The 25888-nt window shown below is 67.9% G+C and carries 24 protein-coding genes; 15 read left to right on the top strand and 9 right to left on the bottom strand.

The window, feature by feature from the left end; genetic code table 11:
- Nucleotides 1–13: 13 nt before the first annotated feature.
- Entirely contained in the window at nucleotides 14–676 is a 663-nt protein-coding gene (gene merB, locus AAHA49_RS16135; RefSeq protein WP_092107222.1) for an organomercurial lyase MerB, read from the bottom strand.
- A gap of 49 nt (nucleotides 677–725) precedes the next feature.
- Nucleotides 726–2147 (bottom strand): mercury(II) reductase, encoded by a 1422-nt coding sequence (gene merA / locus AAHA49_RS16130; RefSeq protein WP_342038996.1) that lies wholly within the window; start codon nucleotides 2145–2147, stop codon nucleotides 726–728.
- A 104-nt stretch (nucleotides 2148–2251) separates the two neighbouring features.
- On the opposite strand from merA, the gene AAHA49_RS16125 reads away from it, so the two are divergent.
- From AAHA49_RS16125 to AAHA49_RS16090, 8 genes are all read left to right on the top strand, one after another.
- Complete coding sequence (locus AAHA49_RS16125; protein ID WP_342038995.1) at nucleotides 2252–2641, top strand: heavy metal-responsive transcriptional regulator; 390 nt, start codon at nucleotides 2252–2254, stop codon at nucleotides 2639–2641.
- A 153-nt stretch (nucleotides 2642–2794) separates the two neighbouring features.
- Nucleotides 2795–3061 carry a DUF6112 family protein gene (locus tag AAHA49_RS16120; protein ID WP_026529667.1) on the top strand — a complete coding sequence of 89 codons (267 nt, stop codon included), beginning with the start codon at nucleotides 2795–2797 and terminating at the stop codon, nucleotides 3059–3061.
- A gap of 125 nt (nucleotides 3062–3186) precedes the next feature.
- Entirely contained in the window at nucleotides 3187–3456 is a 270-nt protein-coding gene (locus AAHA49_RS16115; RefSeq protein ID WP_026529668.1) for a DUF6112 family protein, read from the top strand.
- A gap of 28 nt (nucleotides 3457–3484) precedes the next feature.
- Nucleotides 3485–4816: a TrbL/VirB6 family protein gene (locus AAHA49_RS16110; RefSeq protein WP_026529669.1), complete on the top strand. Its 1332-nt coding sequence runs from the start codon at nucleotides 3485–3487 to the stop codon at nucleotides 4814–4816.
- 6 nt (nucleotides 4817–4822) lie between these two features.
- Complete coding sequence (locus tag AAHA49_RS16105; protein ID WP_342038994.1) at nucleotides 4823–6289, top strand: SCO6880 family protein; 1467 nt, start codon at nucleotides 4823–4825, stop codon at nucleotides 6287–6289.
- Between the two features lie 50 nt (nucleotides 6290–6339).
- Nucleotides 6340–7137, top strand: coding sequence for a hypothetical protein (locus AAHA49_RS16100; protein ID WP_026529671.1), 798 nt, complete (start codon nucleotides 6340–6342; stop codon nucleotides 7135–7137).
- 41 nt (nucleotides 7138–7178) lie between these two features.
- The gene (locus AAHA49_RS16095; RefSeq protein WP_026529672.1) at nucleotides 7179–7646 is read left to right on the top strand and encodes a hypothetical protein; all 468 of its coding nucleotides are present in this window, start codon (nucleotides 7179–7181) and stop codon (nucleotides 7644–7646) included.
- The gene (locus AAHA49_RS16090) at nucleotides 7643–9127 is read left to right on the top strand and encodes an ATP-binding protein (protein ID WP_035744512.1); all 1485 of its coding nucleotides are present in this window, start codon (nucleotides 7643–7645) and stop codon (nucleotides 9125–9127) included. The genes AAHA49_RS16095 and AAHA49_RS16090 overlap by 4 nt, the downstream gene beginning before the upstream one ends.
- Nucleotides 9128–9999: 872 nt before the next feature.
- On the opposite strand, the gene AAHA49_RS16085 is transcribed toward AAHA49_RS16090, so the two are convergent.
- From AAHA49_RS16085 to AAHA49_RS16075, 3 genes are all read right to left on the bottom strand, one after another.
- Nucleotides 10000–10605: a cadmium resistance transporter gene (locus tag AAHA49_RS16085; RefSeq protein WP_026529674.1), complete on the bottom strand. Its 606-nt coding sequence runs from the start codon at nucleotides 10603–10605 to the stop codon at nucleotides 10000–10002.
- Nucleotides 10602–10958 carry a Cd(II)/Pb(II)-sensing metalloregulatory transcriptional regulator CmtR gene (gene cmtR, locus AAHA49_RS16080; protein WP_026529675.1) on the bottom strand — a complete coding sequence of 119 codons (357 nt, stop codon included), beginning with the start codon at nucleotides 10956–10958 and terminating at the stop codon, nucleotides 10602–10604. Before cmtR ends, AAHA49_RS16085 begins: the two co-directional genes overlap by 4 nt.
- A gap of 80 nt (nucleotides 10959–11038) precedes the next feature.
- Nucleotides 11039–12216 (bottom strand): IS3 family transposase gene (locus tag AAHA49_RS16075; RefSeq protein ID WP_420805736.1). Its coding sequence is split into 2 segments (ribosomal slippage): nucleotides 11039–11947 and nucleotides 11950–12216, totalling 1176 coding nucleotides; the frame shifts between segments, so codons are not numbered across the junction.
- Between the two features lie 466 nt (nucleotides 12217–12682).
- Between AAHA49_RS16075 and AAHA49_RS16070 the strand changes: the two genes are divergently transcribed.
- From AAHA49_RS16070 to AAHA49_RS16050, 5 genes are all read left to right on the top strand, one after another.
- Nucleotides 12683–13195: a hypothetical protein gene (locus AAHA49_RS16070; protein WP_026529678.1), complete on the top strand. Its 513-nt coding sequence runs from the start codon at nucleotides 12683–12685 to the stop codon at nucleotides 13193–13195.
- Nucleotides 13196–13248: 53 nt separating this feature from the next.
- A complete protein-coding gene (locus tag AAHA49_RS16065) occupies nucleotides 13249–14970 on the top strand; it encodes a type IV secretory system conjugative DNA transfer family protein (protein WP_051498920.1) in 1722 nt (573 codons plus the stop codon).
- An 80-nt stretch (nucleotides 14971–15050) separates the two neighbouring features.
- Nucleotides 15051–15638: a hypothetical protein gene (locus AAHA49_RS16060; RefSeq protein WP_425286531.1), complete on the top strand. Its 588-nt coding sequence runs from the start codon at nucleotides 15051–15053 to the stop codon at nucleotides 15636–15638.
- Complete coding sequence (locus tag AAHA49_RS16055) at nucleotides 15635–15847, top strand: helix-turn-helix transcriptional regulator (protein WP_026529681.1); 213 nt, start codon at nucleotides 15635–15637, stop codon at nucleotides 15845–15847. Before AAHA49_RS16060 ends, AAHA49_RS16055 begins: the two co-directional genes overlap by 4 nt.
- 61 nt (nucleotides 15848–15908) lie before the next feature.
- A complete protein-coding gene (locus AAHA49_RS16050) occupies nucleotides 15909–17060 on the top strand; it encodes a tyrosine-type recombinase/integrase (RefSeq protein WP_051016947.1) in 1152 nt (383 codons plus the stop codon).
- 530 nt (nucleotides 17061–17590) lie between these two features.
- On the opposite strand, the gene AAHA49_RS16045 is transcribed toward AAHA49_RS16050, so the two are convergent.
- Nucleotides 17591–18772, bottom strand: coding sequence for a tyrosine-type recombinase/integrase (locus AAHA49_RS16045; protein ID WP_342038993.1), 1182 nt, complete (start codon nucleotides 18770–18772; stop codon nucleotides 17591–17593).
- Between the two features lie 399 nt (nucleotides 18773–19171).
- Here AAHA49_RS16045 and AAHA49_RS16040 point away from each other — a divergent pair, with 399 nt between their 5' ends.
- Nucleotides 19172–20050, top strand: coding sequence for a helix-turn-helix domain-containing protein (locus AAHA49_RS16040; protein WP_201671242.1), 879 nt, complete (start codon nucleotides 19172–19174; stop codon nucleotides 20048–20050).
- A 214-nt stretch (nucleotides 20051–20264) separates the two neighbouring features.
- Here the strand turns inward: AAHA49_RS16040 and AAHA49_RS16035 are convergent, their stop codons facing one another.
- Both AAHA49_RS16035 and AAHA49_RS16030 read right to left on the bottom strand, forming a co-directional pair.
- Nucleotides 20265–22793: a S8 family peptidase gene (locus tag AAHA49_RS16035; protein WP_236586884.1), complete on the bottom strand. Its 2529-nt coding sequence runs from the start codon at nucleotides 22791–22793 to the stop codon at nucleotides 20265–20267.
- Nucleotides 22786–23754, bottom strand: a complete 969-nt coding sequence (locus AAHA49_RS16030; RefSeq protein ID WP_201671212.1) for an AAA family ATPase — start codon at nucleotides 23752–23754, stop codon at nucleotides 22786–22788. Before AAHA49_RS16030 ends, AAHA49_RS16035 begins: the two co-directional genes overlap by 8 nt.
- Before the next feature lie 584 nt (nucleotides 23755–24338).
- On the opposite strand from AAHA49_RS16030, the gene AAHA49_RS16025 reads away from it, so the two are divergent.
- Nucleotides 24339–25160, top strand: a complete 822-nt coding sequence (locus tag AAHA49_RS16025) for a hypothetical protein (RefSeq protein WP_201671210.1) — start codon at nucleotides 24339–24341, stop codon at nucleotides 25158–25160.
- 15 nt (nucleotides 25161–25175) lie between these two features.
- On the opposite strand, the gene AAHA49_RS16020 is transcribed toward AAHA49_RS16025, so the two are convergent.
- Complete coding sequence (locus AAHA49_RS16020; RefSeq protein WP_201671208.1) at nucleotides 25176–25511, bottom strand: hypothetical protein; 336 nt, start codon at nucleotides 25509–25511, stop codon at nucleotides 25176–25178.
- Nucleotides 25512–25888: the final 377 nt, after the last annotated feature.

The raw sequence follows: 25888 nt of genomic DNA, 5'->3' as shown, positions 1-25888 counted from the left end.
TCGAAGTCTTGGGTCAGCAGCAGCGGCGGCAGTCGTCGGCCGCCGAGACATCACCCTGGGACCGGTCGAGCAGGCGCGCGGCGAGTTCGGCTCCGATCCGATGCGCCTCGGCCACCGGCACCGCCTCGGCCCCGGGATGCTCGGCGAGCCACTCGGCAGCGTCGCCAACAGAGGTGAAGTAGTGCACCTGGTTGCAGAACGACGATCGGATCGAGGTGATCTGGTCCGGATTCATCAGCGAGACCACGGCAGTGGCGGGCTCGATGCTTATGGCTCCGGCGACCGGATCGACGGCGACGCGGATCATCTCGCCGCTGGCCGGGGAGACCGACTCCACGCGCGCTGGGCGGCCGAGAAGCGCCGGGAAGACCAGGGTGTCCAGCGCGCACCAGGTGTAGAGCCCTTCTCCTGACGCGGTGAACCGGTGCGGGGTGGGCCGCAGGGTGAGGCCCTGGCCGACGATCCGACCCAGGTCGTCGTACTCGGTGTCGGGCACCGCTGCCAGCCTGGTCCTGACCTGCTCGGGTGTGCGGCCCGCGGCCGTGGCGAGCTGCTCGACCGTGACGGGATCGCCGTCGGCGAGAAGCCGAAGCAGCGGGACGAGCAGGCCGGGGTCGAGACCCGTCTCCTCGGTGCGGCCGAGCCGCTCGGGAAGTTGCTTACTGAGGTCGGACATTGCGGGTTCCTCCAGTTCTGAATGCGGGCGGTGTGCTGTCGCGGGGTTCTCACGCGCAGCAGGAGAGCTTCGAGACGTCGGTGGTGAAGGCCTTGGCGGCGATCCGGATGCCCTCGGCCATGGTCAGGTACGGAGCCCAGGCGTCGGCGACCTCGGCGATGGTCTTGCCGAGCACGTGGACCCCGGCGGCGGCCAGCTCCCCCGCGTCCTTGGCGACCGCGGTCAGCCCCAGGATCTCCCCGGTGTCCGCGTCGGCGACCATCTTGATGAAGCCGCGGGTGTCGCGATTGACCAGCGCGCGGGGCACGTAGTGCAGGGGCAGGACGCGGCAGTCGCAGCGGATCCCCGCCTCGAGGACCTGCTTCTCGGTCATCCCGACCGCGCCGATGGCAGGAGAGGTGAACGTCACCCGGGGCAGCCTCGCGTAGTCCACCGGCTTTTGGGCATCTGTGAACGCGTTCTCAGCCACGAGGGTGCCGTGGTGGGCGGCGACATAGACGAACTCGGGGTGCCCGGTGACGTCCCCCGCGGCCCAGACCCGGGGGTTGGACGACTGCAGCTGGTCAGAGACGACGATCTGCCCGGCGTCGCCAGTCTTCACCTCCACCGCCTCGAGGTTGAGTCCCTCGGTGACCGGCCGTCGGCCGAGCGCGACCAGAACCTGGTCGGCGCGGAAGTCCTGCGATCCGCCGGACACGTCGGCGGTGACGACGACCTGTCCGGTCATATCGCGGGACACCCGCGTCGGCAGCGCGTGGCGCACCACCCGGATGCCCTCGTCGGCGAACACCTCCTGCAGCGTCCTGGACACCTCCGGCTCCTCCTTCGACGCCAGCCGGGACCGCACCAGGATGGTGACCTGGGAGCCGAGCCGGGCGAACAGCTGCGCCTGTTCCAGGGCGACGTAGCCGCCGCCGAGCACGAGCAGAGACTCAGGGACTTCAGTCAGCTCCATCGCCGTGGTCGAGGTCAGGTACCCGGTCTCGTCCAGGCCGTCGATCGGCGGGGCCCAGGGCCGAGAGCCGGTCGCGACCAGGTAGTGCTCGGCCTCGATCGTCTCGGTGCTCCCGTCGTCCCCGGCGACCTGGAGGACCGGAGCGTCAGGGGTGCCGGCGAACGCGGCGTCGCCGCGGCGGACGGCCCACCCGTAGGAGTCGGCGACGTCGGCGTACTTCTCGCCCCGCAGCGACTCGACCAGCGCCTGCTTCCCGGCGATCAGGGCGGGCATGTCCACTGGCCCCGCCGTCGTCGCGATCCCCGGGAACCGGTCGGCGGCGTCGGCCGCGGAGTGCCGTGCGTCGGCCGCGGCGATCAGGGCCTTCGACGGCACGCAGCCGGTGTTCACGCAGGTGCCGCCGAGCGTCCCGCGCTCGATCATCACCACCGACTTGCCGAGCGTGGTCGCGCGGATCGCGGCGGCGAACGCACCACCGCCCGATCCGATGATGGCGAGGTCGTACTTCGTGGGCATCGCAGCTCCCGTCACTTGGGTTTCTCTTCTTTCTCGGCCATACTGGACCTTCCAGTGCAGGGGAAGGTCAAGAGGGATTCTGCCGAAAGAAAAGGGGGCCTGCGATGCGCATCGGGGAACTCGCCGAGCGGGCGGGAACGACGGCGAAGACGCTGCGGTTCTACGAGGAGCAGGGCCTACTGCCCCCGGCCGAGCGCACGCCGTCCGGATACCGCGACTACGCGCCCGAGACGGCCGCCCGGATCGACTTCGTCCACCGCGGCCAGGCCGCGGGCCTCACCCTCGCCCAGATCCGCCAGATCCTCGACATCCGCGACGACGGCGCTGCTCCCTGCGAGCACGTGCGCGACCTCCTCGACGCGCGCCTCGCCGAGATCGAGCAGCAGATCGCCCAGCTCACCGCGCTGCGCGACACCATCACCGAGCTCAGACGCGACGCCGCGCACCCGGAACCGGCGACGTGTAGCCCGGACCAGGTCTGCCGCTACCTATAGCTCTCCGGAACTAGGAGACAGTTCGCGGCAGGTCACTCGGTCGCTATACCAGCACGCCCCCCATGTGATGCGTACACACCTGAGTCGTATGAGCATGCAATCAAGGGCACTACTCCGTCATTTTGATCATCTGACCCTGCCGGTCGGTTCGTGATGGAAGTGTTCCCCGACTTCGACGGGCTCGGAGGCATCGGTGATCTGAAACAGGTCATCGGCGCCCTGCTGATGTTCGTGCTCATCGTCGCGGTGCTCATGGTCATCGTCTCGGCGATCTGCTGGGCGCTGGGCGCCTCGCACGGCAACCACTCGCTTGCCTCCAAGGGCCGGGTCGGGGTGCTCGTCGGCGTCGGCGCCGCCGCGCTCGCCGGCGCGGGGGTGGCGTGGGTGAACTGGCTCATCGCCCTCGGCCAACAGCTCTGATCCTCCGTCGCCAGCAGGCCCGCTCTCTGCGTTGGGAGCGGGCCTTTCGTCTGCCCGGTCTCGCCAGTCGCTCCCTGGTTCACCTCGTCGCCACAAGCCATTCGCTCAGCGAGGGAGTAACCGCCGTGATCGACATCGACCCCAACAGCTCGGGACTGCCCGGCATCGACCAGCTCCGCACCATCGTTGGCGCCGTGATGACGGTCGGCCTCATCCTCTCCGTACTGGCGCTAATCGTCTCCGCGATCGTCTGGGCCTACGGCGCCAACAGCTCGAACCCGCATCTGGCGGGCAGGGGCAAGCTGGGCGTTCTCATCTCCTGCGGTGCCGCGGTGATCTGCGGCGCGGCGGTGACGCTCGTGAACTTCTTCTGGAACGTCGGCCAGGCTGTATAGGGCCGCCGGTCACCGCAGGAGATTTGAGATGGGTGTCTGCGACGTTCCCGTGATTTCGACCGTCTGCGACGTGGCGGGCGAGGCTGCCGCGACGGTCGTGGCTGCCCCGTTCGACTGGCTCGCCCAGGCGATGGGCGGCGCGGCCGGCTGGCTGATCGAGGCGATGTGGGCCGTGTTCGACACGACCACGCTGGTCGATGTCCAGACGGACGGGTTCACCAGCGTCTACAACCTGATCTTCGGCATCGGCGTCTTCCTCGTCCTGATCTTCTTCTGCCTGCAACTCATCACCGGGCTGATCCGCCGCGACCCGACCGCGCTGTCCAGAGCCGCGCTCGGCGCGGCGAAATCGGTGCTGGGCGCGTTCGTGGTCGTCACGCTGACCGCGCTCGCACTGGAAATCGTGGACCAGCTCAGCATCGGCATCATCCAGACGTCCGGCGAGACCACCGAGACGATGGGCGACAAGATCATCCTGCTCGCCGCCGGGCTCAGCGGCATCAACATCGCCGCGCCCGGCGTCGGCGCGATCGTCACGATCTTCCTGGCCGGGCTGATGATCGCCGCCGTCGCGATCGTCTGGTTCAGCCTGCTGATCCGCAAGGCGCTGCTGCTGGTCGGCGTGGTGCTGGCACCGATCGCGTTCGCCGGCGCGTCCTGGGACGCCACCAAAGGATGGATCGGGAAATGGGCGGCGTTCGTGATCGCCCTCATCATCAGCAAGCTCGTGCTCGTCGTCATCTTCTTGCTGGCGATCACGCAGATCGCCACCCCGATCGAGCTGGACATCGCCGCCGTCACCGAACCGATCACCGGCATCGTGCTCATGGGCATCGCGGCCTTCGCGCCCTACATGGTCTACCGCTTCGTGTCGTTCGTGGGCTTCGACCTGTACCAGCAGATGGGCACCGAGCAGGAGGCCAAGAACGCGCTCAACCGTCCCGTCCCGATCCCCTCCAAGCCCCAAGGCGGCGGCGAGCCCAAGAAGGTTCTCGAAGACCCCAATGACGGCGCGTCGGACGCAGGATCAGGTGGCACGCCTCCGCCGTCGCCCGCCCCGGCGCAGGCACCTGCCGCGGCCGGCGGTGAAACCGTGGGCGCCGAAGCCGGCGCCTCCGCCGCGGGCGCGGGACCGGCGGCAGCCGTCGTGGTCGGAGCGAAGGTCGCCAAGGATGCCGCCGAGGCCGGGCCGAAGGCCGGGCACGCGGTGGCCGGTCAGGCCGAGACCGCCGCCGACGCCGCAGGCGGGCAGAACGGCGGCACCCCGCCGCCGTCGCAGACGCCCCCGCCGTCCACGCCGCAGCCGAGGACGCCCACGGAGCCGTCCAACCCCACGGCATCGCCGTGGGGCAAGGAGTGACCACCCATGCCCACCACGGACCAGAAGACACCCGGTAGCGAGCTGACGCCGATGAAGTTCAGCCGACTCACCCGCCGAGGGGTGCTGCTCGGCCTCTCGGTCGCGCAGCTCATCACCCTCGGCATCGGCGGCCTGGCGCTGCTGGCCGCGTTCTACGGCGGCGCCGGGATGCTGCTGGTCTACACCGCCCCGGTCTGGCTGCTCGCGGTCGTGCTGACCTGGGTGCCCATCACTGGGAGGCCGATGGTCGAATGGCTCCCTGTCGCGCTCTGGTGGCTGTGGCGCTCCACCGGCGGGCAACTGCTCTACCGGCGGCGGATCGTCAAGCCCCGCCCTGCCGGAAGTCTCGCGCTGCCCGGTGACATGGCCCGGCTTCGGGAGCACCTGGACCCCGAGACCGGGGCGTGCATGATCCACGACCCCCGCCAGGCAACCTTGACGGTCGTGACGGAAGTGACCCATCCGGCATTCATCCTGCTCGACCCCGGCGAGCAAGAGCGCCGCGTCACCTCCTGGGGGCGAGTGCTCGCCACGGTCTGCCGGTCCGGGCGGATCGCGACCCTGCAAGTGCTCGAACGAACCCTGCCCGACTCCGGTAGCGGGCTGGCCGAGTGGTGGGCCGAGCACGGCACCGACGACGGCTCCTGGGCCGCGACCACCTACCGCGAACTGATCGAGCGGGCCGGCCCCGCCGGGGAACGGCACGCCACCACGGTCAGCCTCTCCCTGGACATGAAGGTCGCCTCCCGGCAGATCAGGACCGCCGGCGGCGGCATCCGCGGCGCCGCCGCGGTGCTCCGGCAGGAGATGGCGACGCTGGTCGCCGCGCTGCGTTCGGCGGACTTGACCCCTTCGGGGTGGCTCGGCCCCGGTCAGGTCGCGGTCATTCTCCGCTCGGCGTATGACCCGGCCGTGGCCGCCACCTTGGAGCGCCACGGGCGGCTCGGGCAGGAGCTCGCCGCCGCCGGCCCGGTCGCGGTCACCGAGACCTGGGGCAACCTGCGCACCGACTCCGCCTGGCACACCGTGCTGTGGGTCTCGGAGTGGCCCCGCAGCCTCGTCTATCCGGGGTTCCTCGCGCCGGTGCTGCTCTCCACCGGCATCCAACGGGCTGTGTCGCTGATCTACACCCCGATGCGCTCGGACCAGGCGGCCCGCGACATCCGCAAGAAGAAGGTCGAACACATCTCCGATGCGGCCCAGCGCGCCCGAATCGGGCAGATCGAGGACGCCGCGCAGACCGCCGAATACCAAGACGTTCTCCAGCAGGAAGCCGACCTGACCGCCGGCCACGGGATTCTACGGGTCTCCGGGCTCATCTCCGTCTCCGCCCCCAGCGTCGACGAGCTGGAAGCCGCAGTCGCCGCGATCGAACAAGCCTCGATCCAAGCCTCCTGCGAGACCCGAAGGCTCGTCGGCCAGCAAGCCGTCGCGTTCACGGCGGCCGCGCTGCCGCTGTGCCGCACGGTGTGACCGGCGCGCTCACCTGGCAGGCATCCCACCCTCGTTGAAGGAGGCCCGTGATGCCGACATACACGAACCCGACCAGCGATGCCAGCGATGCCTACGAGGCGTTGCGCGGTCTGGCTCACGCCAGCCGTAGCTTCGAGGACCCGTCCGAGACCTACGTGGTGATCGGTGAGCTGTTGGGCGGGCTGCGATCGCTGCGGCAGGTGCTCGACCAGCTCGCCGCCGCCCATCTGAGCCGGCAGCATCACGTCACCGACGAGTCCCGCGAGTACAGCGGCGGTGCGGCCGAGGCGCTGGCCGCAGCGGATGAGCTGCACCAGGCCGGCACGCTCATCGACCAGGCCGACGACCGCCTGAGCGCGGCCATGACCCACTCGGGCCGGATCGTGTGGAACCCGCAGGACCGGATGGTGGAGCGGTGGGTTGGCGTCGTGTTCCTCCAAGGCGAGGAAACCGACCGGGTGATCGACCTCATCGACGCCCACGGGGTCGAGGCGGGGATCGAGCATCTGTCGGCGTGGGACTACGGCGAGGAGACCACGAACGCCGCCTTGGAGAACGGCGACGTTCACGACACCGCCCCGGTCTATCCCGGTGACCGGCAGGCCGAGACCGGCGACTACGCGATGACCTACAACGCGATGGCCGGGCACGTCGCCCTGTACCGGCGGCACCTGATCCGTGCCGAGGACGCCATCGACAAAGAAGCAGGGGCGCACGTCCCGGCCCGCCGCCCGACGACAGGCCGTGAGCGAGAGACGGCCGGGCGGCGTAGCGCCGTCCGTGACGGGGGCTGGTTCGAGCATCCCGGCGTCGCCGCCGTCAAGCAGGCCCGCGGGCTGTCGCTCTGACATAGCCACCACGGAGACGTGCCGGCGCGCACCTGCCCGCCATGAACAGCGCAGACCCCACCGCTTCGATGTCCCGGCACGTCGGGACGCTCACCTTGACCGTCTGGCCGGACTCGCCGCTGGGCGAGCACCAGCGATATGCCTACCGCATCGAGGACACCGCGACCGGGCAGACGCTCGTCGGCCGGGACCTGTTCACCGGCGCCGGAGCGCCGGTCGCCCCGGACCGCGCGATGCGCGACCTCGCCGCCTTCCTGGCAGCGGCCGGCGACGCCCGCCAGTACGCCATCGACAACCCCGGCAGCAGGCCCGAGCATGAGTGCCTGTTTCCCGGATGGGTCGCGGAGGCCGCTCGCCAGAACGCGGACGCGCTGGCACCGCTCGGCATCGAGGGCCCGCCGCAGCCCAAGCCGGACATGCCACAGCAGCCTCGCCCGGCGCCGGACTCGTCATGGTTCGACCGTCCCGCCGGCGGTTGGGTCTCCGGGACGCGGGGGCGGTCGTTGTGAGCCGGGGCGAGAAGCTGCACACCGCTGTCCTCGTCACTCCCGCCTCGGAGCGGCGCCGGCTGCGCAAGCAGCGGCGGCAAGCCGCCGCCCGCCTCGTCGCCGAGCAGCGTCACGTCGAGAAGGAAGCGGCCCAGGCCAAGGCCGCCGCCGAACGGGCTGAACGCCGTGCCACGGTCTACCTGCCCGCCGCCGGCGAGCCCGGCCCGGCCGCGCTGAGGACACCGGGCCACTTCCGGGTGGCCCGGCATCAGGACACCAGCGCCGTGCTCGCCGGGCAGTACCCGTTCCTGGCCGAAGCCGGGCTCGGAGCCGCGGGAATCTTCATCGGCCAAGACCTCTACAGCGGCTCCTCGTTCGTGTACGACCCGTGGGAGTTGTACCGCAGGGGCATCATCACCGCGCCGAACCTGATCTTGGCGGGGATCGTCGGGTCCGGGAAATCGTCGCTCGCCAAGAGCCTCTACACCCGCAGTCTGCCCTTCGGGTACCGCGTCTATGTCCCCGGCGACCCCAAAGGCGAGCACTCCGGCGTCGCCGAAGCAGTCGGCGGGAAAGCGATCATCCTCGGGCACGGGATGGGCAACAGGCTCAACCCCTTGGATGAGGGCTACCGGCCCGGCGGCCTGTCCGACCAGGAGTGGGCCACCACCCTCGCCGCGCGACGCCGCGATCTGCTCGGAGCCTTGACGGAGACGGTGCTGGATCGGCGGTTGGCGCCGTTGGAGCACACCGCGATCGACACCGCCCTGGCCGGCGCGGTCCGCGACGCGGACGTGCCGATCCTGCCGATGGTGGTCGACCGGCTGCTGCGCCCCGACCCTGCCGACGACCCGGACGGCCGGCTCACCGAGGACGGCCGCCAGGTCGGCCACGCGCTGCGCCGCCTGGTGGCCGGGGACCTGGCCGGCCTGTTCGACGGGCCGAGCACCGTCAGGTTCGACCCGTCGCTGCCGATGGTCAGCCTCGATCTTTCGCGCGTCACCGAGAACAGCACGTTGATTTCGGTGCTGATGACCTGCTCGTCGGCATGGATGGAAGCCGCCCTGCTCGACCCCAACGGGGGCCGCAGATGGGTCGTCTACGACGAGGCATGGAGGCTCATGTCCCACCCGGCGCTCCTGCGCAGGATGGACGCCCACTGGCGTCTCGCCCGGCACTACGGGCTGGCCAATCTCTTGGTGTTCCACAAGCTCACCGACTTGGAGAACGTCGGCGATGCCGGATCGGCGAACCGGGCGCTGGCGAACAGCCTGCTGGCAAACGCGGAGACGAAGATCGTCTACCGGCAGGAGACCGATCAGCTCGGCCCCACCGCCGTCGCGCTCGGGCTGACCGGCACCGAACGCCGCCTGCTGCCCGGACTCGGCACCGGGCAAGGGCTCTGGCGGATCAAGGACCGGGCCTTCGTCGTGCAGCACCAACTCCACCCCGCCGAGCTCGCCGCGTTCGACACCACCGCCCGCATGACCGGCAAAGGCTAGAGCCGTCGCCCGCGATCGATTCCCATTCTACGCCTGTCCGCATAGCGTCCCGCTTACGCTGGAAGCATGGCTGTGGACCCCGCACTTTCCGAGCTCGCTCGCCCGATTGAGGACGGACAGCCGTGGCCGCGGCCTGCGTGCCCCAAGTGCCAGACCGGATACATCGGATTCTCAGCGCCCACCGAGGATGAAGGACACGATTCAGCTTCCGCGCGCAACCACCCTGCGTTCGAGCCAGAGTGGATTTCCGGCACGTTTGTCGTCCGCGGTCAGTGCGAGAATCCCGAGTGTCGACAGGCTGTGCACGGCACGGCGACTATCGCGTGGACTACTCCCACAGGTCGAACCGCGATGATTTCGAGTACCAAGGCATCGCCTATTCCTCGTACTACACTGTGACGCACCTGCATCCGCCGATGCTGATAATGCCGATCCCGAGATAGGCACCCGACGAAGTAAGAGAGGGTGTGCTGCGCGCTTCTCGCGTGCTTTTCGCTGATCCTGGTCTGGCCGCAACTGCGCTGCGTGCCACGGTGGAACGGTTCTTGACTTCAGAAGGAATCTCTGCAACTCGACCATCTGGGCAATTTCGGAACGCGCAGGCGGTGGATTCTACGAGGACGGCCACCGCTGCCCGGGTGAACCGGCGACGGTGGACCTCCTCGCTTCCGCTGCGGGACGGTTGGCCGCTGCGGAGTACACAGTCCCAGGCCAGGACTTTCGGGTCGACTTGCGGCGTTTCCCGGCACAACCAGAAGACGGGTTCGTGCTCATCCCCGCGTGACCAGGTCTCGCGGGGATGAGCACGAACCCCTGAAACCGAGGCGCAACCTGGCTTTGGAGACCCCAGTTCGCTTTGTCTTCTTCATGCGTCAGAGCCCGAATGCCCCGCCGCTGATCAGGATGAAGATGCCCAGGCCGATGAGAACGATTGGGAACAGGATGTGCTCCCAGCGTTCCAGGATTTCCGCGATCCGACGTCTGGTGGCGATGAATTTGGCCACGAACACCAGGACCGCAACGAGAGCGAGGAACACAACACAGTATGCGACCACGGCGGCAGGCCCCACACTGAGGAAAACTGGAACGTAAACACCGATGTTGTCCCCGCCGTTGGCGAAGGTGACTCCTGCCACGGCCCAGACAGCGACCTTCCTGCCTTCAATCTTGCCCTCATCATCGTCGTCATCGTCATGCCGCCGACGCCACGCCTGCCAGGCCGCCCATAGCCCCAATCCCAAGGGGATCAGGCCGAAGTATGGGATGACCTCAGGAGGCAGGAACGCTCCGGCGCCGAGGGCTACGAGTACGGCAGCGCCGAGAATACCTGCGAACCCCAGATACTGTCCAACTAGGATCCGAACCGTCGTGCCTCGCTGCCCTGCACCCCGGGCGAAGAACAGTGAGAGCACGATGATGTCGTCGATATTCGTGGCAAGGAACAGGCCGATCGCTTGCAGGATCGAGAGCAGGATCATATGTGCACCTCCGCCGTGCATTCCGAAACAGCGCAGGAAGGGTCGATGCAGGTCGCTTCGTGATCCACAGCCAAGGTCGTATCCAGCAGAGCGGTAAGCGCACGGGTGAGACGGGGGTCTGCGACCTCGTACCGCGTTCGGCGGCCCTGAGGTTCGGCCACGACGATGCCGCAGTCGCGAAGGCAGGTCAGGTGGTTAGAAACGTTGGACGGACTGAGATCCAGATCGCGGGCCAGTGCCGCAGGATAGATCGGGCCGTCAAGCAGGGTCATGAGAATGCGTGAACGTGTCGGGTCGGCCATTGCTCGGCCGAGCCGGTTCATCACGTCCAATCGATCGGTTATAGTCAGCACCCAATGAACATACACGCTTCGCTGTATGATTGCCAAAACCGTTCCTTGGGCGTGAGGAACGAACTGGTGACAGTTTCGGTTTAGGCCGCGAGTGTGAGCGGCTCGGTCAGTTTGGCTTCGAATTCGATGGGCGTCAAGCCGCCGAGGGTGTCCTGGGCGCGCTGACGGTGGTACTTCCGCTCGATCCAGACGACGATGGCGAGTCGCAGCTCCTGCCGGGTGGCCCACCGTTGCTGGTTGAGCACGTTCGTCTGTAGCAGTGACCAGAACGACTCCATGGCGGCGTTGTCTCCGGCGGCGCCGACGCGGCCCATCGATCCGACCATGTCGTGTCGGTTCAGTTCGCTGGCCATCGCTCTGCTGCGGAACTGGCTGCCTCTGTCGGCGTGCAGGATGCAGCCAGCGACCTCGCCGCGGCGAGTGACGGCGTTGCGGACGGCGTCGACGGCGAGCTTCGCGGTCATCCGGTCCGAGATCGAGTACCCCACGATGCGGTTGGAGAATACGTCCTTGATCGCGCAGCAGTAGAGTTTGCCTTCGCTCGTCCGGTGCTCCGTAATGTCCGTGAGCCAGAGCCGGTTCGGCGCGTCAGCGCGGAACACCCGTTTGACGTGATCGTCGAACACGGGCGGGCCGGCCTTCTTGCCCTTCCCGCGCCGTCGGCGTTGCGCGGACGAGAGAATCCCGGCCTGCGAGCACAGCTTCCACGCCGTCCGCCTGCTCATCCGCCACCCGGCTCGCCGCGCTTCGTCAGCGAGATATCGATACCCGAACGTCGGGTCGTCGTGGTGCGCGTCGTGCAGCGCGTTGATCCGATACGCGCGGAGGACGTCCGCGCTCCGCACGGGATCGTTTCGCCAGCGATAGTAGGGCTGGCGGGCGAGCTTGAGGACCCGGCACGACACCGTCACGGGAATCCCCGCGGCGGCGAGCTCAGCAACGAGCGGGTACGTCATTTTGGGGAGCCACCGAGTTTCAGGTTCGCCTGCGACAGATACGCCGCCGCACGCCGAAGCACCTCGTTCTCCTGCTCAAGCAACCGGATCCGCTTCTTCAGATCCCGCGCCTCGGCGGCATCGGCGGCGGTCTGGCCGGGACGGTTGCCGTCTTCGATATCGGCTTGTCGGAGCCAGTTCTGCAGCGTTGCTTCGCTGATGCCGAAGTCGGTGGCGATCTGTTTGATGGTGACGCCGCTCTCGCGGCGACGAGCGACCGCGACGACGTCTTCGCGGAACTCTTTCGGATAAGGACCGGGCATGATGACATCCTCCCCGCCAGCGCCTCCCGGCACTAACGATCAGTTGTCACCGATTCGTTCCTCACGCCCTTCCTCACGCCCAGGGCTAAGTGACTCAACCTCTGAGTCTGTAGACCGTCTCACCCGTGTTGACATCGACCACACGGCCGTCATCGCGCACGCGAAACCGTGTCTCGCCGGAATTGGCATCCACCACTCTGCCGTCGTCGCGGACACGGAATGATGTCTCCCCAGTGTGCGCGTCAACCATCCGGTTGCCGCGCACGCGAAACCGTGTTATCACCCGAACTCGCACTGACCGCCCGGCGGCCGTCCCAAGTTTCATCACTCATACGAAGAGCCTGCCAGAGACGTCCGACATTCCTCCGTACGCGGCAGAGGTTCGACCTGCACGGCTCGTACGTGCGCGCGGACGCCCAGGAGCGCCACGCATGCTCTCATGGCGGCGTTGACTCACCTCGACGCTATGAGGAAGCCCGAGCCTGAGCCCGTCCCGGTGTCCATTCCGCTCGTCGTGCTCGATGTGCGCGAGGACGGCACCGTGACCGTCACCGTCGACGGGAAACGGTTGGACCCTGACCCTTTCGCGCCGCCGTGGCGGCGCTCCTCGTTCGGGCAGATCATCGACCGCGCCACGAACGACCGGACGACACCGGCGAGGGTCGAGGTCCGCGAAGCGGACGGCACGACGTTCACCGACATCGTCGCCGCCCGCCGCCGGCGTTCCCGCCCCGAGCCCGAACCGGAACCGGCGGCGCAGGCCGGGCCGGTGTTTCACACCGTCGAGGGCAAGGGGTTCGTTCCGGGCGAGGACGTGGCGGTCGCAGTCGTCACCGGGCACACCGACGCCGCCCACTCCGGCACCGCGCGCGCCCTCATCGACCCAGCCGGGAACGGCGCCGACCGGACCGACGAGGTCATCGAGGTCATCCTGTTCGGCCGGGTCTCCGGCACCACGATCATCCGGCGAGTGCCGTGAACGAGCAGGGCCGGCAGACCGGCTCGTTCGGGGACGAGCTGACCAACGCCGCGATGATCGGGCTGGTCGTCCTGTTCGGCGTCGCGCTGATCCTGCGCGCCGCGGGATCGGTGGCCGCGTTCCTGACCGGCACGCCCCAGCCGGCCGGCGATCCCGCTTCCGGGGTCGGTGTGCTGTTCCACCCTGGTGATCCCGGCGCGGCGCTCGACGCGGACGGCCTGAACCCGGTCGTCTACTGGATCGTCGCCGGGCTGCTGCTCGCCGGCCTCGTGACCGGCGGGCTATGGGCGTGGCTGCGGTTGCGCCGCCACACCCACCGGATCGAGACCGACCCGCGCCGCATGGCCGGGATCGCCACACGGCACGAAGTCGCCGCCGCTGCGTCTGAGAAGGCGCTGCTGCGCCGCGCGGGAAACCTGCGCCCCGGCCTGGCTGACCCGAAGCCGGCGGACGTGGGCTACCGGCTCGGCACCTCCAAGGGCACCGGCGTGTGGGCGTCGGTCGAGGACTCGATCATGGTGATCGGGCCGCCCCGCTCCGGGAAGGGCCTGCATCTGGTGATCCCGGCGATCCTCGACGCGCCCGGCGCCGTCGTCGTCACCTCGACCAGGCCGGACAACCTCACCGCGACCATGCGCGCCCGTCGCAGGATCGGCCCCGTCGCGATCTTCGACCCGCAACACTTGGCCGAGGGTCTGCCCGCCGGTCTGCGCTGGTCACCGATCCGGGGCTGCGAGTCGCCGCAGACGGCGATGATCCGCGCCACCGGGCTCGCCGCCGGCACCGGCCTGTCCGCAGGCGGCGTCGACGGCGGAGGCTTCTGGGAGGGCAAGACACGGGCCGCGCTCCAAGCCCTGCTGCACGCGGCAGCGATCGACCATCGGCCGCCCGCCGAGCTGTTCAGGTGGACTCTCGATCCGACCGCGGCCGCTGACGCGGTGGCGATCCTGACCGGCTCCACGCAGGCTGCGACCGGGTGGGCCGAGTCTCTGGAAGCGATGATCGACTCCGACCCCCGCACCCGCGACTCGATCTGGCAGGGCGTCTCCTTGGCTCTCGGCTCCCTCGCGGACCCGCGCGTGCTCGACGCCGTATCGCCCGGCCCCGGTGAGGGCTTCGATCCCGAAGCGTTCATCCGCGACCGCGGCACGTTGTTCCTGCTGGCAACCGGGTCCGGTGCGGGAGCCAGCGCCGCGCTGGTCGCCGCGCTCGTGGAAGACCTCATCGAGACCGCCCGCCGCCTGGCCGCACGGTCGGCCGGTGCCCGGCTCGATCCGCCGATGCTGCTGGCCTTGGATGAGATAGCCAACCTCTCGCCGTTGCCGTCGCTGCCGACGCTGATGGCCGAAGGCGGCGGGTCGGGGATCACGACCATGCCGGTGCTCCAATCGCTCGCGCAGGCGCGGGACAATTGGAACGAGCACCAGGCGAACGCGATCTGGGACGCCTCGATCGTCAAGGTCATCCTCGGCGGGGCTTCCAACAGCCGGGACCTGCAAGACCTGAGCGCCTTGGTCGGCGAACGCGACGAATACACCGACTCCGTGACGCTGGGCGACCACGGCACCCGCTCCAACCAGCGGTCCGTGCGCCGGGTGCCGATCTTCCCGCCCGACCGCATCCGCCGGCTCCCGTTCGGGACCGGGATCGTGCTGCTGCGCTCCGCGGCCCCGATCGTCACCGACCTGCACCCCTGGCCCAAGCGTCCCGACGCCGGCCAGCTCGCCGCCGACCGTGCCGAGATCGAAGCCCTGCTCCGTCGTTCCGGCACCTGAACGCCGGTCGCGGCACGGAGCACCTGCCCGCCACAACGGCCCGGCACGAACCGGCGCCGGAGAGCAGACAGGAGCCCAGCATGTCCGACGAACCCGGTGGCGACGCCACGACGAACGATGTTCCCGACTCGGATGTGGACCAGATGGACGACGACGGCTACGACGAGCCGCTGATCGCCGAGCCGCCGCACCCGATCAACTGGAACCTGCTGAGTGCCGAGGACGCCGAGGCCGAGTGGTTGGAGCTCAACCGCTGGGTGGACTGGCTACGCCACACCTACGGGCTCCCCGCCTCCGTGATCCCGCCCGCCTGGCACATGCACCCGGAGCTGCTGTGGGAGCTGAGCGCGCTGCACCTTCACTGGCTCTGCGCCTACGACCCGGACCAGAACGGCAGCGCACCGCTCGGCTGGCACCGCGACTTCGCCGACGCCCGCCAGCGGCTCCGCGAATGGGTCGCCGCCTGCGGCACCCGGCTCGACCACGACCGTCCCACCCGGCAGACTGTCTGGCCCGGCGAGGAACCCGGCGACCCGATCGAGGACATCCCGATCACCGACCGCGACGCCGAGTTCGTGGAGTTCGTCATGGCCGACGTCCAGGCCCGCCGCGAGGCAGAGGAAACGTTCTACCGCGACCTCGACCCGGACACCGGAGAAGTGTCGTGAGCGACAAGACCGAGGCACTCGTCTCGCCCCTGCTGGACAGCCGTGAGGTCGCCGCGTACTTGAAGGTCTCGGAGTCCACCCTGTCGCGGTGGCGCTCGGCCGGCACGGGGCCGCCGTTCCTGCGGCTTGGCGGGATCGCCCGGTACCGGCTCGACGCCGTGGACCGCTGGCTGAGCGAGCTGGAACACGACCGTGCCCCGCAGAGCTGAACCGCAGCCGACCGCCGAGCCCAAGCCGGTCCCGCCGATCGGCGTGAAGGTCTCCACAGACATGGAGCGCCGCTCCTACGGCATCCGCGCCCGAGCCCGGTGGACCGACCCGACCACCAAGCGGCGTGTCATCCGCTCGGAAATCGTGCGAGACGAAGCGGCCGCGCACGCGTTCTTCGACCAGCTCCGCAACTCATCGACCAAGGGCATGGACGTGTCCATGACGCTGCTGGAGTTCGTCACCTCCATCGGCGACCGGTGGGCGCGGGGCCTGGACCCGACCTCCACCGGCGAGACCTACGGGTACGGGCTGAAACTGCGCGTGCTGCCCGCGCTCGGGCACCTGCCGGTCACCCAGATCACCGCCGGGATCATCGACCGCACCATTGATGAGTGGGAGCAGCGTCACGGCGCGTCGACCATCAAGAACACCATCGCCCCGCTCGTGCGGGTGCTCGATGAGGCCGTGCGGGACGGGCTGATCCAGATCAATCCTGCGAAGAACCGCGCCAAGCGGAGCCTGAACCGCAACGCCTTCCGCGGCCAGTCCGCCGAACACACCTCCCCACGGGCGCACGCAATCCCGGACATGAAGACCCTCAACCGCCTCGCCAGGGCGTGCGGCAAGGTGCATCAGTCCTACAGCGACTTCGTGATGCTCGCCGCGCTACTCGCCGCACGGTCCTCGGAGGTCTCCGGGTTGCAGGTCGGGGACGTGGACTACGGCAAGAACCTCGTCGTGATCCGCCGGCAGGTTTTCCCCGGCAAAGGCGGCCTGGTTACAAAACCGACCAAGAGCCGCAAAGAACGCCGCGTGCCGATCCTCGAACCACTCCGGCCAGTGCTCGAACGCCTCACCGACGGGAAGGAGCCCGAGGACTCGTTGCTGGTCGGCCCGAAGGGCGGCTATCTCACCACCGCGACCGTCCGCGACGCCACCAACTGGGACGGCATCGTCGCGAAGCTCGGACTGCCCGACCTCACCCGGCACGGCCTACGCCACACCGGGGCAACCTGGATGGCCGACGCGGGCATCCCGCTGCACGTACTGCAAGACATCCTCGGGCACGCCTCGATGGAGACCACGCGCGGCTATCTCCACCCCGACGACCGCCACCTCGCCTCCGCCGCCGAGCAGGCCAACGCCTTCCTCTCCACCGCCGGACAACGCAAGAACGCCCGGCGCAGCAGCCCCGCGACCAGGGGCCTGTGATGCGCTCCGACGCCCGCGGGAGTGCTCCCGGAAGCGTTCTGGTCCCCTTTTGGTCCCCATATCCACAGGACGCGGGTTCTGGGCGATCAGTTCGTCCACAGGCGACCACCGGCGAGAGCGCCGGGGGACCAGAGGGGGACCACAGAGAACGACCCCCGGACATGATGAAGCCCAGGCGAGAAACCTACTCTCACCTGGGCTTTTACGTCGGGCTGACAGGATTTGAACCTGCGACCCCCTGACCCCCAGGTACCTCTTTGGGGATATTTGGCGATTTTTCCGGGATTTCTGCGGGTTTCTGGGCCTCAAGCAAGGCCTGCAATGCGTGCAACCCATGTTTCTGGTCCCGGTTTGGTCCCGGCTCGTCGTACGGGACGAGGGCCGCGGGATCGTGCTGTTGTTCAGTTTACGCGGGGTTCTCGCGGGGCGCATGAAGTCTTCTCGTCATCATGCACAGAGGAACCGTGAGAGGTCTCCCTGATGGTCAAGGTGTGGCTCGGCCACCGATGAGCAGCCGAGCCACACCTTCTCTATCCGGCGGCGCCGAACGCGGCCTCCAGATGGTTCGCTGTGGCGGGGTCGACGATCTCCTCTCGGGGCACGTAGTGCATTTGGGTGATCCGGGAGTCGGTATGGCCGAGGAGTGCTGCTGCGAGGTCGATGCCTGCAGCGTCGTTGATCGCAGTCGCGACCGCCCGACGGAAACGGTGCGGCGTGACCTCGTCCAGTCCAGCCTTGCTCGTGATGTCGCGGAGCCTGCGGCGGATGTTGTTCGTGGTGTGCGGGGTTCCGCTGCGGGTAGAGAACAGCAACGTGTCCTGCCCGCGCAGTGTGACCTTTCGGATCCTGGCGCGGATCGCTTTCACGGCGAACGCGGGCAGCGCGATCCGCCGGACGGAGCGGGCGGTCTTCGGATGGTCTTGCCGGTGCGTGGGCTCTCCGGTGCGGGTGACGATGGTTCCGCAGATCCGTACGGTGGGGGTCGTGGACTTGAGGTCGAGGTCGCACAGCCGGATGGCCAGCACCTCCCCGATGCGGGCGGAGGTGCCGAGCATGATCTCGACGATCTGGCCGAGCTGACCGTCGGGACGCGGCCCTGCAGTGATCTCTCGTTCTTCCCATTGCCGAACGGCAGCACGGATGAGTCGGACCTCTTCCGGTGTGAAGGAGTTGACCTCGCGGGGTGGGCGGCGCAGTCGGGAGACGTTGTCCATTGGGTTGCGCGGGATGAGTTCGTGCCGGACGGCCAGCGCCAGTGCGAGGCGCATGACGTTGCGGGCTTGGCGGGCGCGGTTGTAGCTCTGCTTGGCGAGCTGCTTGATGAAGTAGTCGCACCGGGCAACGCCGATCTCTCGCAGGGTCAGGTTCTGGAAGGCCGGCAGCACGAGGGTGCGCATGTTGCGCTCGTACAAGAGCCGGGTGGTGCGTGAGAGCCGGTCCTCAATCTCGATGTCTTCGAGCCAGTAGTCGACCAGGTCGGCGAAGCTGCTGTCGGCGCTCATCCCGGTGAACGTGGGCTGGAAGAGCGGGCGCTCGGACAGCTTGCGTTTGAGCTGACGCTCGGCCGCGGCAACAGAGTCAGCGGTGTACTGAACCTCGCGGCACTTGCCGTCCCAGTCTCGGTACCGGGTGTGGGCCTCGTAGCGTCCGCTGGAGAGCCGACGACAAGTGATGCGGCCGTGTGTACCGATCGGAGTGCGGGGCCTAGCCAAGCTCGCACCTCGCTTCGACGCTGCGCTGCGTCAGGGGCGCTGAAGGCTCTGGGGTCACGAAGGGTCTGTATGTCTGCATCAGTCCAGACTGGCAAGACGTGCCCCTTGCTGACAGTTTGGAGAGGATTCGGTCTGCCGTGCTGCCCTGGGCGAAGACACGACACGCCGTGGGTGGGTTCGAAACGGTTCCGGATTGAAGTCACGAGTGAACTGCTCAGTGGCGTACAGCCGAGGCAGCTCGCGTGGGGGTCAGCCCTTGTAACGGGTATCGCATGGCTTCACATCTGGGCATCGCATCAGGGTGTCGCAAGGAGGCGTAACATGATCTAGTACCAAACGGCAAGTGGCTGCGCGGCTATGGAAATAGACCCGGTAGCGAAGTGTGGTTTGGTAGGAGGCATGAACGACAGAACATCCGAGCCGCTCGACAAGCCAGGCGGAGCGACGCCTGAGAGCACCCGTGCGCATATGACGAAGCTCTCGGGCCGTGGCTACGCGCAGTTGCGTCACATCCTGGTGCAGCTCCCAGACCAGGGGAAGCCGCGGGCGAGCACCCTCGCGCGGATGGTCTCTGGGCGACGCCATCGCGAGCTTCTGCTCTATCTGCTCGTGCTGACCTGCTGGCCGTGGCTGCAGGAGCGCAGGACGCCGCTTCCTGCAGGTGTATGGATACGTGCGCTGACCGCTTCTGGCGGGCCGACCTGGTCGGAGACGACGCTCTCGCGCTGCTGGAAGCGGCTGGAGGATCTCGGGCTCATTGAGCAGCGCGAGCGTGTGGATCGTCTCGTGCGTGTGACACCCAGGCGAGAGGACGCCGGCGAGCCTTATAGCTTCCCGGGTGGGCGTGATGATCGTTGGCACACGTACTTCGCGCTTCCGGACGAGTTCTGGAACAAGGGAGTGTTCGCCGAACTTTCTCTGCCGGGGTTGGCCGTCTTCCTGGTCGTGGCGAGTGAGACGAATGGGAAGCAGGACTGCTGGTTCACCTACGACCGGATGGATGACTGGTACGGGCTGAAGGCTCGTACTGTACAGAACGGCGTGAAGCAGCTGCAGGATCTCGGGCTGTTGATGGTTCGGGAAGAGCCGATCGAGGCGCCGCTCTCGGCGACGGGCATGACTACTCGGATGCACTACTCGCTAACGGGGACGTTCAGCTACAGCGCGCGAAGCAAGTTGCAGAAGACCGCGCAGCAGGAGACGAAAGCGCGTGCGAAGAAGAAGACGTCGAAGGTCCGGATGTCGCCGGACCCGAAGAAGACCCGGAAGAAGAAGTAGAGACGATCCGTCATGAACGAGGAGAGGAAGGTGATACGAGTGCTGGGTCCCAAGCTTGGTGATGCCGGGTGGAAGACCGTCCGGTCGGCCCTGGACAGCTGGGGGCGCACCGTACGGCTTTCTGTCCTCGTCTTGGTCGTCTCGACCCCTCCGCTTGCTCTGGCGTGGATCATCACCGGTCACGTGATGTGATCCGGTTGGGAGTGCGCGTCGCTCAGGTCGCTGGAACAGTGGTCGCGATGGGCACGTGCAGCTGTGTCGCGATCGGTGTGTAGAGGTCGACATTCTGCTCTGCGGTCTGCAGTGAGAGAAGGAGTGCGTACCGGACGGGAAGGTCTGAGCGTCCGGCGCGCGTGTTGTACTTCCACCAGCCGCCGACGGGGAACACCGCGACGCTGTTGCACCGGGCGAGCTCGGCTCCGGTGCCGTGCCACTCGTCCTGGTGCAGGGAGCCCAGATTTCGGGCCTGTGTTCCGACCAGCCACCGGTCGGAGGAGTTCTTGCCGGGTGCTGATCCGTCTTCGGCGTCCTGCGCCTCGCGGTTGATCCGTGCGATGAAGTCGGTCTGGCTCTCCAGTGGGCCTTGCAGATCGAACCGCAGCCCGTGGGAGGCGTACGCGTATCGGTTGCGCCAGCCGCGTCTGGCCGCGGAGGGCTCGATGAAGTAGGAGAGTGTCATCCGCAGCCGCACATCGGTGCTGCCGAGCTCTTCGAGGACCTCTGCCGGCCACGGCAGAGAGTGGAGCCGGAAGTGGCGCATGGCGCGGCTTGTTCCGTGGAAGGGCACGAACTGGTCTTGCGAGATGAGCGTGACGGCCTGGCGGGAGGAGTTGAGGACCGTGTCCTCGGTGGGCACGCCCCACCCGTACTGGCGCAGCAGCTGGTGCCGTTCGTTCTTGCCGATCTTCGCCTTCACCTGCCGCGCCATCGCCGGCGTCCATTCGGCGGAATGCGTGAGGAGGCCACGGATGGTCTCGGGCCAGTAGTCGGGGTATCGGCCCATCGCGAGCGTGGCGAGTCGGGAGGCTTGGGCGGTAGCCGCGCTGGTGGCGTTCGCGGAGGTGAGGGCGGTATCGCTGGTGTTGCCGGTGGAGCGCAACGACAGCAGCGAGTGTCGCTCGTTGAAGTCCCCGGCTCCGTTGGAGAGGACGTTGCCGCCTTCCATGCAGATGTCGGGCTTGATCGGCCACCGTCGCTGGTCGAACAGCAGGGAGGTGCGGCTGTGCGGGGACAGCTCACCCGGCTCGGCGAGTGGAGACCAGCCTGCGTATTGCGGATGTTGCGGAGTGTCCGCGAGGTCGGTGTAGGCGCCGACGGTGAGGGCGTTCCATGCTTGCCCGGGGTCCTCGATCGGTGAGGTCTCGGAGTTGAGGCGGTGATCGTCCAGGTAGGGCGAGACGTTGCCCGCGGCGACGACGATGAGGCGGGCGCTATCGGGATCGGGCTCACCGATCAGCTGGAACTGGTCGCCATCGTGGGTGCTGTCGGTGCCCACGGCAAGGGCGTCGACGGCGGCGGACCACAGCGTGGGCTGGCCAGTGTGCTCCGGCGGGTAGCTCAACGTGAGGCAGTAGACGCGGGGCCTGCCGTTGGCGATCTCGGGCAGCGCGGCCGCCTGTACCGTGGCGCTGCCGTAGTCGATGGGATCCAGCCGTTCTTCGCCGATACCGGGCGTCATACGCACGGACTCGAGGCGGTGGCGCAGCACGATTGGATGGCTGCCGACCAGGTGGGGTTCCAGATCGCCGTAGAGCGCGAGGCCGGCCATCGAGGTGCCGTGGCCGTGACGGTGGACGTCAGTGCCGGAGACACCGATGACCGTGTGGTGATCGTCTTCGGCCAGGGAGTCGCGCAGGAGGACGTGGGTGCGCAGCACCCCGGTGTCGAGGTGACAGACGGCCGGGGCGTCAGCGGGCGCGGGAACGATGCGATCGGCAAGATCCGTGACGTAGTCCTGCTGCTCGCCGACGTCGAGGTCTTCGACGGTGTCGATGAACTCCGGTCTGCGGATCTCGGTGAGCGGTACCGCGGTGAAGGGCAGGATTTCCAGCTGCGACCAGCTCGCTTGAACCCAGACGATCACGCGGTCACGCAGCTGCAGGGAGCGGGTAGCTGCGCGTAGGCGGTTGGCGGTGACGAAACCGTCGAACGTGGCCAGGTGCTCACTGCCCGCATCCAGCCACAGCTCCCACCAGTGGGTGCCGTGCTGCGGTGGTGCCCCGTCAGAGGTCCACAGATCGGCAAGGACGGCGCGCCGGATGCGGGCGATGTTCGCGACCAGATCCTGGTACTTCGGGCTGCCCTTGGGTGTGTCCTCGTCGAGGTAGTCCTGGAAGAGCTGCAGGAACTCCTGCCGATGGTCATCCGCAACCCACACGGTGGCACGCTCGGGACGGTCCTCTGTTGCTTCCCGGACGGAGAACAGCAACCATTTCGGCTGATGGGGACGACCACGGGTGTAGCTGCTGAGGGAGTCGAGCTTCAGCGGGTAGGCGGCGCTTTCGCCTTCGAGGACGATGACTGTGCCTGTTGCCCGGAGCTCGTCATCGCTCAGGTCATGCTCGCTGCGTTCCTCGTCGGAGTCCTCGAACGCGCTCTCGGCGGCGTTCTTCAGCCCCTGGCCGTGGCCGTGACGGTCGACCTTGCGTCGTTTGGACGATCCTCCTTGCGGAGGACGGAAGCCTTGCGTCTGGGCATGCCCGTGGACATAGAGGTGGTCGAGATCACGGCCGGGCTCAGCCAAGGCTGGCCGTTCTGCGAGCATTCAACGCGGTGACCAGGTCGTCGCGTCCCACATGAGCTTCGCCTCGCATGAGGACGCTCTTGGCAGCGGACTCGGCGGCCTTGACGAGCTCTGCGTGGCTGAGGTCGGCGGTGTACTCGCCGAGCTTGGCGAGGCTGGTGCCGCTGGCGAGAGATCCCAGCCGTGCCCGGATGACCGAGACCGCCTGGCGCGCATCGGGCAGCGTGTAGGTCAGCACCGCGTCGAAGCGGCGGAAGAGTGCTTTGTCGAGGATCGTGCGGTGATTGGTGGCGGCGAGCACGAGCGACTCGGGGCTGGCTTCTTCGAGGAAGACGAGGAAGGAATTGAGGATGCGTCGTGCCTCACCGACATCGTTGCCTGCACGGTCGGCGCCGAGCGCGTCGAACTCGTCGAAGAGGTAGATGGCCCGGGTACGCGCGACGGCGTCGAAGACCAGCCGGAGCTTGCTGGCGGTCTCGCCCATGAACTTGCTCAGCAGGCTGTCGAGCCGGATCGTGTACATCGGTAAAGACAGTTCGGTCGCAAGCACGGCCGCGGTCATCGTCTTTCCCGTTCCCGGAGGCCCCTCGAGGAGCAGCCGGTGTGCCGGGGCGAAGCCGTGGTCGAGCAGGTTTTTGCGCTGTCGTTGCTCGGCGAGCACCTGTTTGATCTGCGCGACCAGCCCCGCGGGGGCGACGAGCTCACGGAGACGGACGGCGGGGTGGGTCTCCTCGACCAGCTCGGCGAGTTCGCCTCGTGGCTGCGACATCGGGGTGACCGTCCCCAAGGGCGCCCGGTCACGAGAGGAGTCGACTGCTTTCTTGATGTCGCTGGCGAGCACATGATGCCCGCGCTTGGCTTCACGGGCGGCGACCTGCAGCGCCAATGAGTAGAACGCTGAGTCATCGCCGGAGGCGTGACTACGCACCATCGCGGTGATGTGTTCCCCGAGCCCAGCCATGACGCACCTCCTCCGCTCTCACCTCCCATCGTACCGGCTGAGCAGCCGCCGCCCCGGGAAGGTGCCCGCGCGTGGGAACGTAGGTATCTCGGCAGCTACCGGGCGAGCGTCTATCTGCCTACACATCGACTCCGTCTGTCAACGCTGAGGAGAGAGGCGCCCTACGCAGACGAAACCAGGATCGAGGCGTGCGTCTCAGCTGGCAGCAGCGTCGATGGTGCCGGGTCTGCCCAGCGACGGCTCGCACCTGTGCGGCGGGAGGTGGTCAGGCATCCCGTCAGCTCGATCTCGTCACCGTAATCCGGGCGGGTATCGGTGACTCGTCTCAGCCCCGACCTATGGAGTGTCGAGAGCAGCAGCTTCGCCCCGTGCCGATGGGTCGATCCGTGGCGATGAGTACATGAGCATCTCGGGCAGCGATTCGCCGTTGAATGGCTGATTCGATCATCGGGCCTGGCTTGAGAACGGTGGGAGTGGTGAGACTGGGGAGGTATGGAGATGTTCGACAGGGAGTCAGGATCGCGAGAGCGGCCCCGCGCGGGCATGCCCGGCCGCGACCTGCCGGAGGGCGGGGAGCCGAGGGCGTGGCGGAGCTGTCGGCCCGGACAGGGCGTGCGGACAAGCCCGCGCTGCTGGTGCACGCGGTCGGGACGGGTGTGCTCTCGGAGCCGGGTGAGCTGCGGATCGCGTTGGAGGACACCTGGACGGGCACCGAGTGGCCGGGCCTGGCAGCTACCCGCGAGCTGTGGGTGATGCTGTTTGAGGAGGCGCTGGAGTCGGGCATGTACCTGGACGAGACCGAGCTGCGTCCTTTGCAGGCGCTGCCGGAGACGCTGCAGGTGTACCGGGCGGCAGCGGCCGGGCATGAGGAGGGGATGTCGTGGACGACGAGCTTCGAGCGGGCGCACTGGTTCGCCATCCGCCTGGGTGCAATCGCACGGCGCCCGCATCGGATCTTCGAGATGGACGCACCCCGTCAGATGGTGCTGGCCTCCTTCCATGCCAGCCGTGACGAGCACGAGTACGTCCTCGACACCTCCCGCGCCGCTCCCGGCCTGCGCCGGGAGGTCCTGCCCGAGGAATGGGAGTACCTCCTCGCCGGCACCCTCCCGCCCGAGCCCGCCGGGGCGGAGCTGGACGGGCTCGGGAGTTTGCCGCGTGAGCAGCATTCGCCGTTCGAGCCCAGCGGGATGGGTGTGCCGGAGGGGTGGGTGACGCGGGCGGAGGCGATCCGCATGGTGCTCGGGATGGGCCAGGGATGGCCCCCGGAGCAGATGATCCGCACGCTCACCACGATCGAAGCCCTCTACGACACCCACGACACAGGTGAGCGCCTCTCAGAGGCCACGATCATCGACGCCGTGCACACCATCGGAGGCGACAGCAATCATGAGGATCAGCCCTAACGCGATCGGCGATGCTCACACCTGACCACGATCGCTCCCAGTCGCCGTTCGCTTGCGGGTGCGGCGTTGCCGGCGGCGGGCGGCGTAGCCGCGCAATGCGTAGGCGATGAACTTGGCGCCGTCGTAGAGGAGCAGGAAGAACAGCAGGTACCAGATCTCCGGCAGCCCCAGGTAGACGAGGACGGCGATGACGATCGCCGCGATGAGGAAGACGGCACCCCAGCAGAGAGCGAAGCTCGGCCAGCGGGCGGGCTCGCGGGTGATGAGCCGGCGCAGAAGCCGGTTCGTAGGGGCGTAGCGGTCGAGCAGGCTCCGGGTGCGGATGCTCAGATTCCAGAGTGCGGAGAACATGATGGTGGCCTCACAGTCGTGACACGGTTCGGGCAGGTGGCACTTGCCTGCAGGCCCAATGTGTGTGCTTTCTCTCGATCGGCGAGAGGCCATCCGCCCAGATCATCGTTGGCTAGGCCGGTACTGTGTTCTTTCCTGCACTCCCACGATACGCCGCCCCGTACGGGACCGCTAGAGCACTGCGCTTCCGGTAGCCGGGCTGCTCCCGGCGCGAGGCTAGGGGCCGGTCAGCGGCTAGGACCGGCCCGGCCAGGAATGATCCTGCGCGCCGTGGCCGGGGAGTCATCGGGGGTGTCTGGGCTGTGTCAAGTTTCGTAGACGATCTCTTTGTGGATCAGGCGGCGATCGCGGCCTGAAGGGTGTAGTCGGCGCGCGCT

The organism is Brevibacterium ammoniilyticum (genome assembly GCF_038429965.1).
In the GTDB taxonomy this organism is placed as follows: Bacteria; Actinomycetota; Actinomycetes; order Actinomycetales; family Brevibacteriaceae; genus Brevibacterium; species Brevibacterium ammoniilyticum.
Note: the sequence above shows the minus strand (reverse complement) of the source record. Positions and strands in the feature narration are given on the sequence as shown.

Bases quoted from the DNA above. Each gene is read 5' to 3' on its own strand.
- merB (WP_092107222.1), bottom strand. From the start codon at position 676: ATGTCCGACCTCAGTAAGCAACTTCCCGAGCGGCTCGGCCGCACCGAG.
- merA (WP_342038996.1), bottom strand. From the start codon at position 2,147: ATGCCCACGAAGTACGACCTCGCCATCATCGGATCGGGCGGTGGTGCG.
- AAHA49_RS16125 (WP_342038995.1), top strand. From the start codon at position 2,252: ATGCGCATCGGGGAACTCGCCGAGCGGGCGGGAACGACGGCGAAGACG.
- AAHA49_RS16120 (WP_026529667.1), top strand. From the start codon at position 2,795: ATGGAAGTGTTCCCCGACTTCGACGGGCTCGGAGGCATCGGTGATCTG.
- AAHA49_RS16110 (WP_026529669.1), top strand. From the start codon at position 3,485: ATGGGTGTCTGCGACGTTCCCGTGATTTCGACCGTCTGCGACGTGGCG.
- AAHA49_RS16105 (WP_342038994.1), top strand. From the start codon at position 4,823: ATGCCCACCACGGACCAGAAGACACCCGGTAGCGAGCTGACGCCGATG.
- AAHA49_RS16100 (WP_026529671.1), top strand. From the start codon at position 6,340: ATGCCGACATACACGAACCCGACCAGCGATGCCAGCGATGCCTACGAG.
- AAHA49_RS16095 (WP_026529672.1), top strand. From the start codon at position 7,179: ATGAACAGCGCAGACCCCACCGCTTCGATGTCCCGGCACGTCGGGACG.
- AAHA49_RS16085 (WP_026529674.1), bottom strand. From the start codon at position 10,605: ATGATCCTGCTCTCGATCCTGCAAGCGATCGGCCTGTTCCTTGCCACG.
- AAHA49_RS16070 (WP_026529678.1), top strand. From the start codon at position 12,683: ATGAGGAAGCCCGAGCCTGAGCCCGTCCCGGTGTCCATTCCGCTCGTC.
- AAHA49_RS16065 (WP_051498920.1), top strand. From the start codon at position 13,249: ATGATCGGGCTGGTCGTCCTGTTCGGCGTCGCGCTGATCCTGCGCGCC.
- AAHA49_RS16060 (WP_425286531.1), top strand. From the start codon at position 15,051: ATGTCCGACGAACCCGGTGGCGACGCCACGACGAACGATGTTCCCGAC.
- AAHA49_RS16050 (WP_051016947.1), top strand. From the start codon at position 15,909: ATGGAGCGCCGCTCCTACGGCATCCGCGCCCGAGCCCGGTGGACCGAC.
- AAHA49_RS16040 (WP_201671242.1), top strand. From the start codon at position 19,172: ATGAACGACAGAACATCCGAGCCGCTCGACAAGCCAGGCGGAGCGACG.
- AAHA49_RS16030 (WP_201671212.1), bottom strand. From the start codon at position 23,754: ATGGCTGGGCTCGGGGAACACATCACCGCGATGGTGCGTAGTCACGCC.
- AAHA49_RS16020 (WP_201671208.1), bottom strand. From the start codon at position 25,511: ATGTTCTCCGCACTCTGGAATCTGAGCATCCGCACCCGGAGCCTGCTC.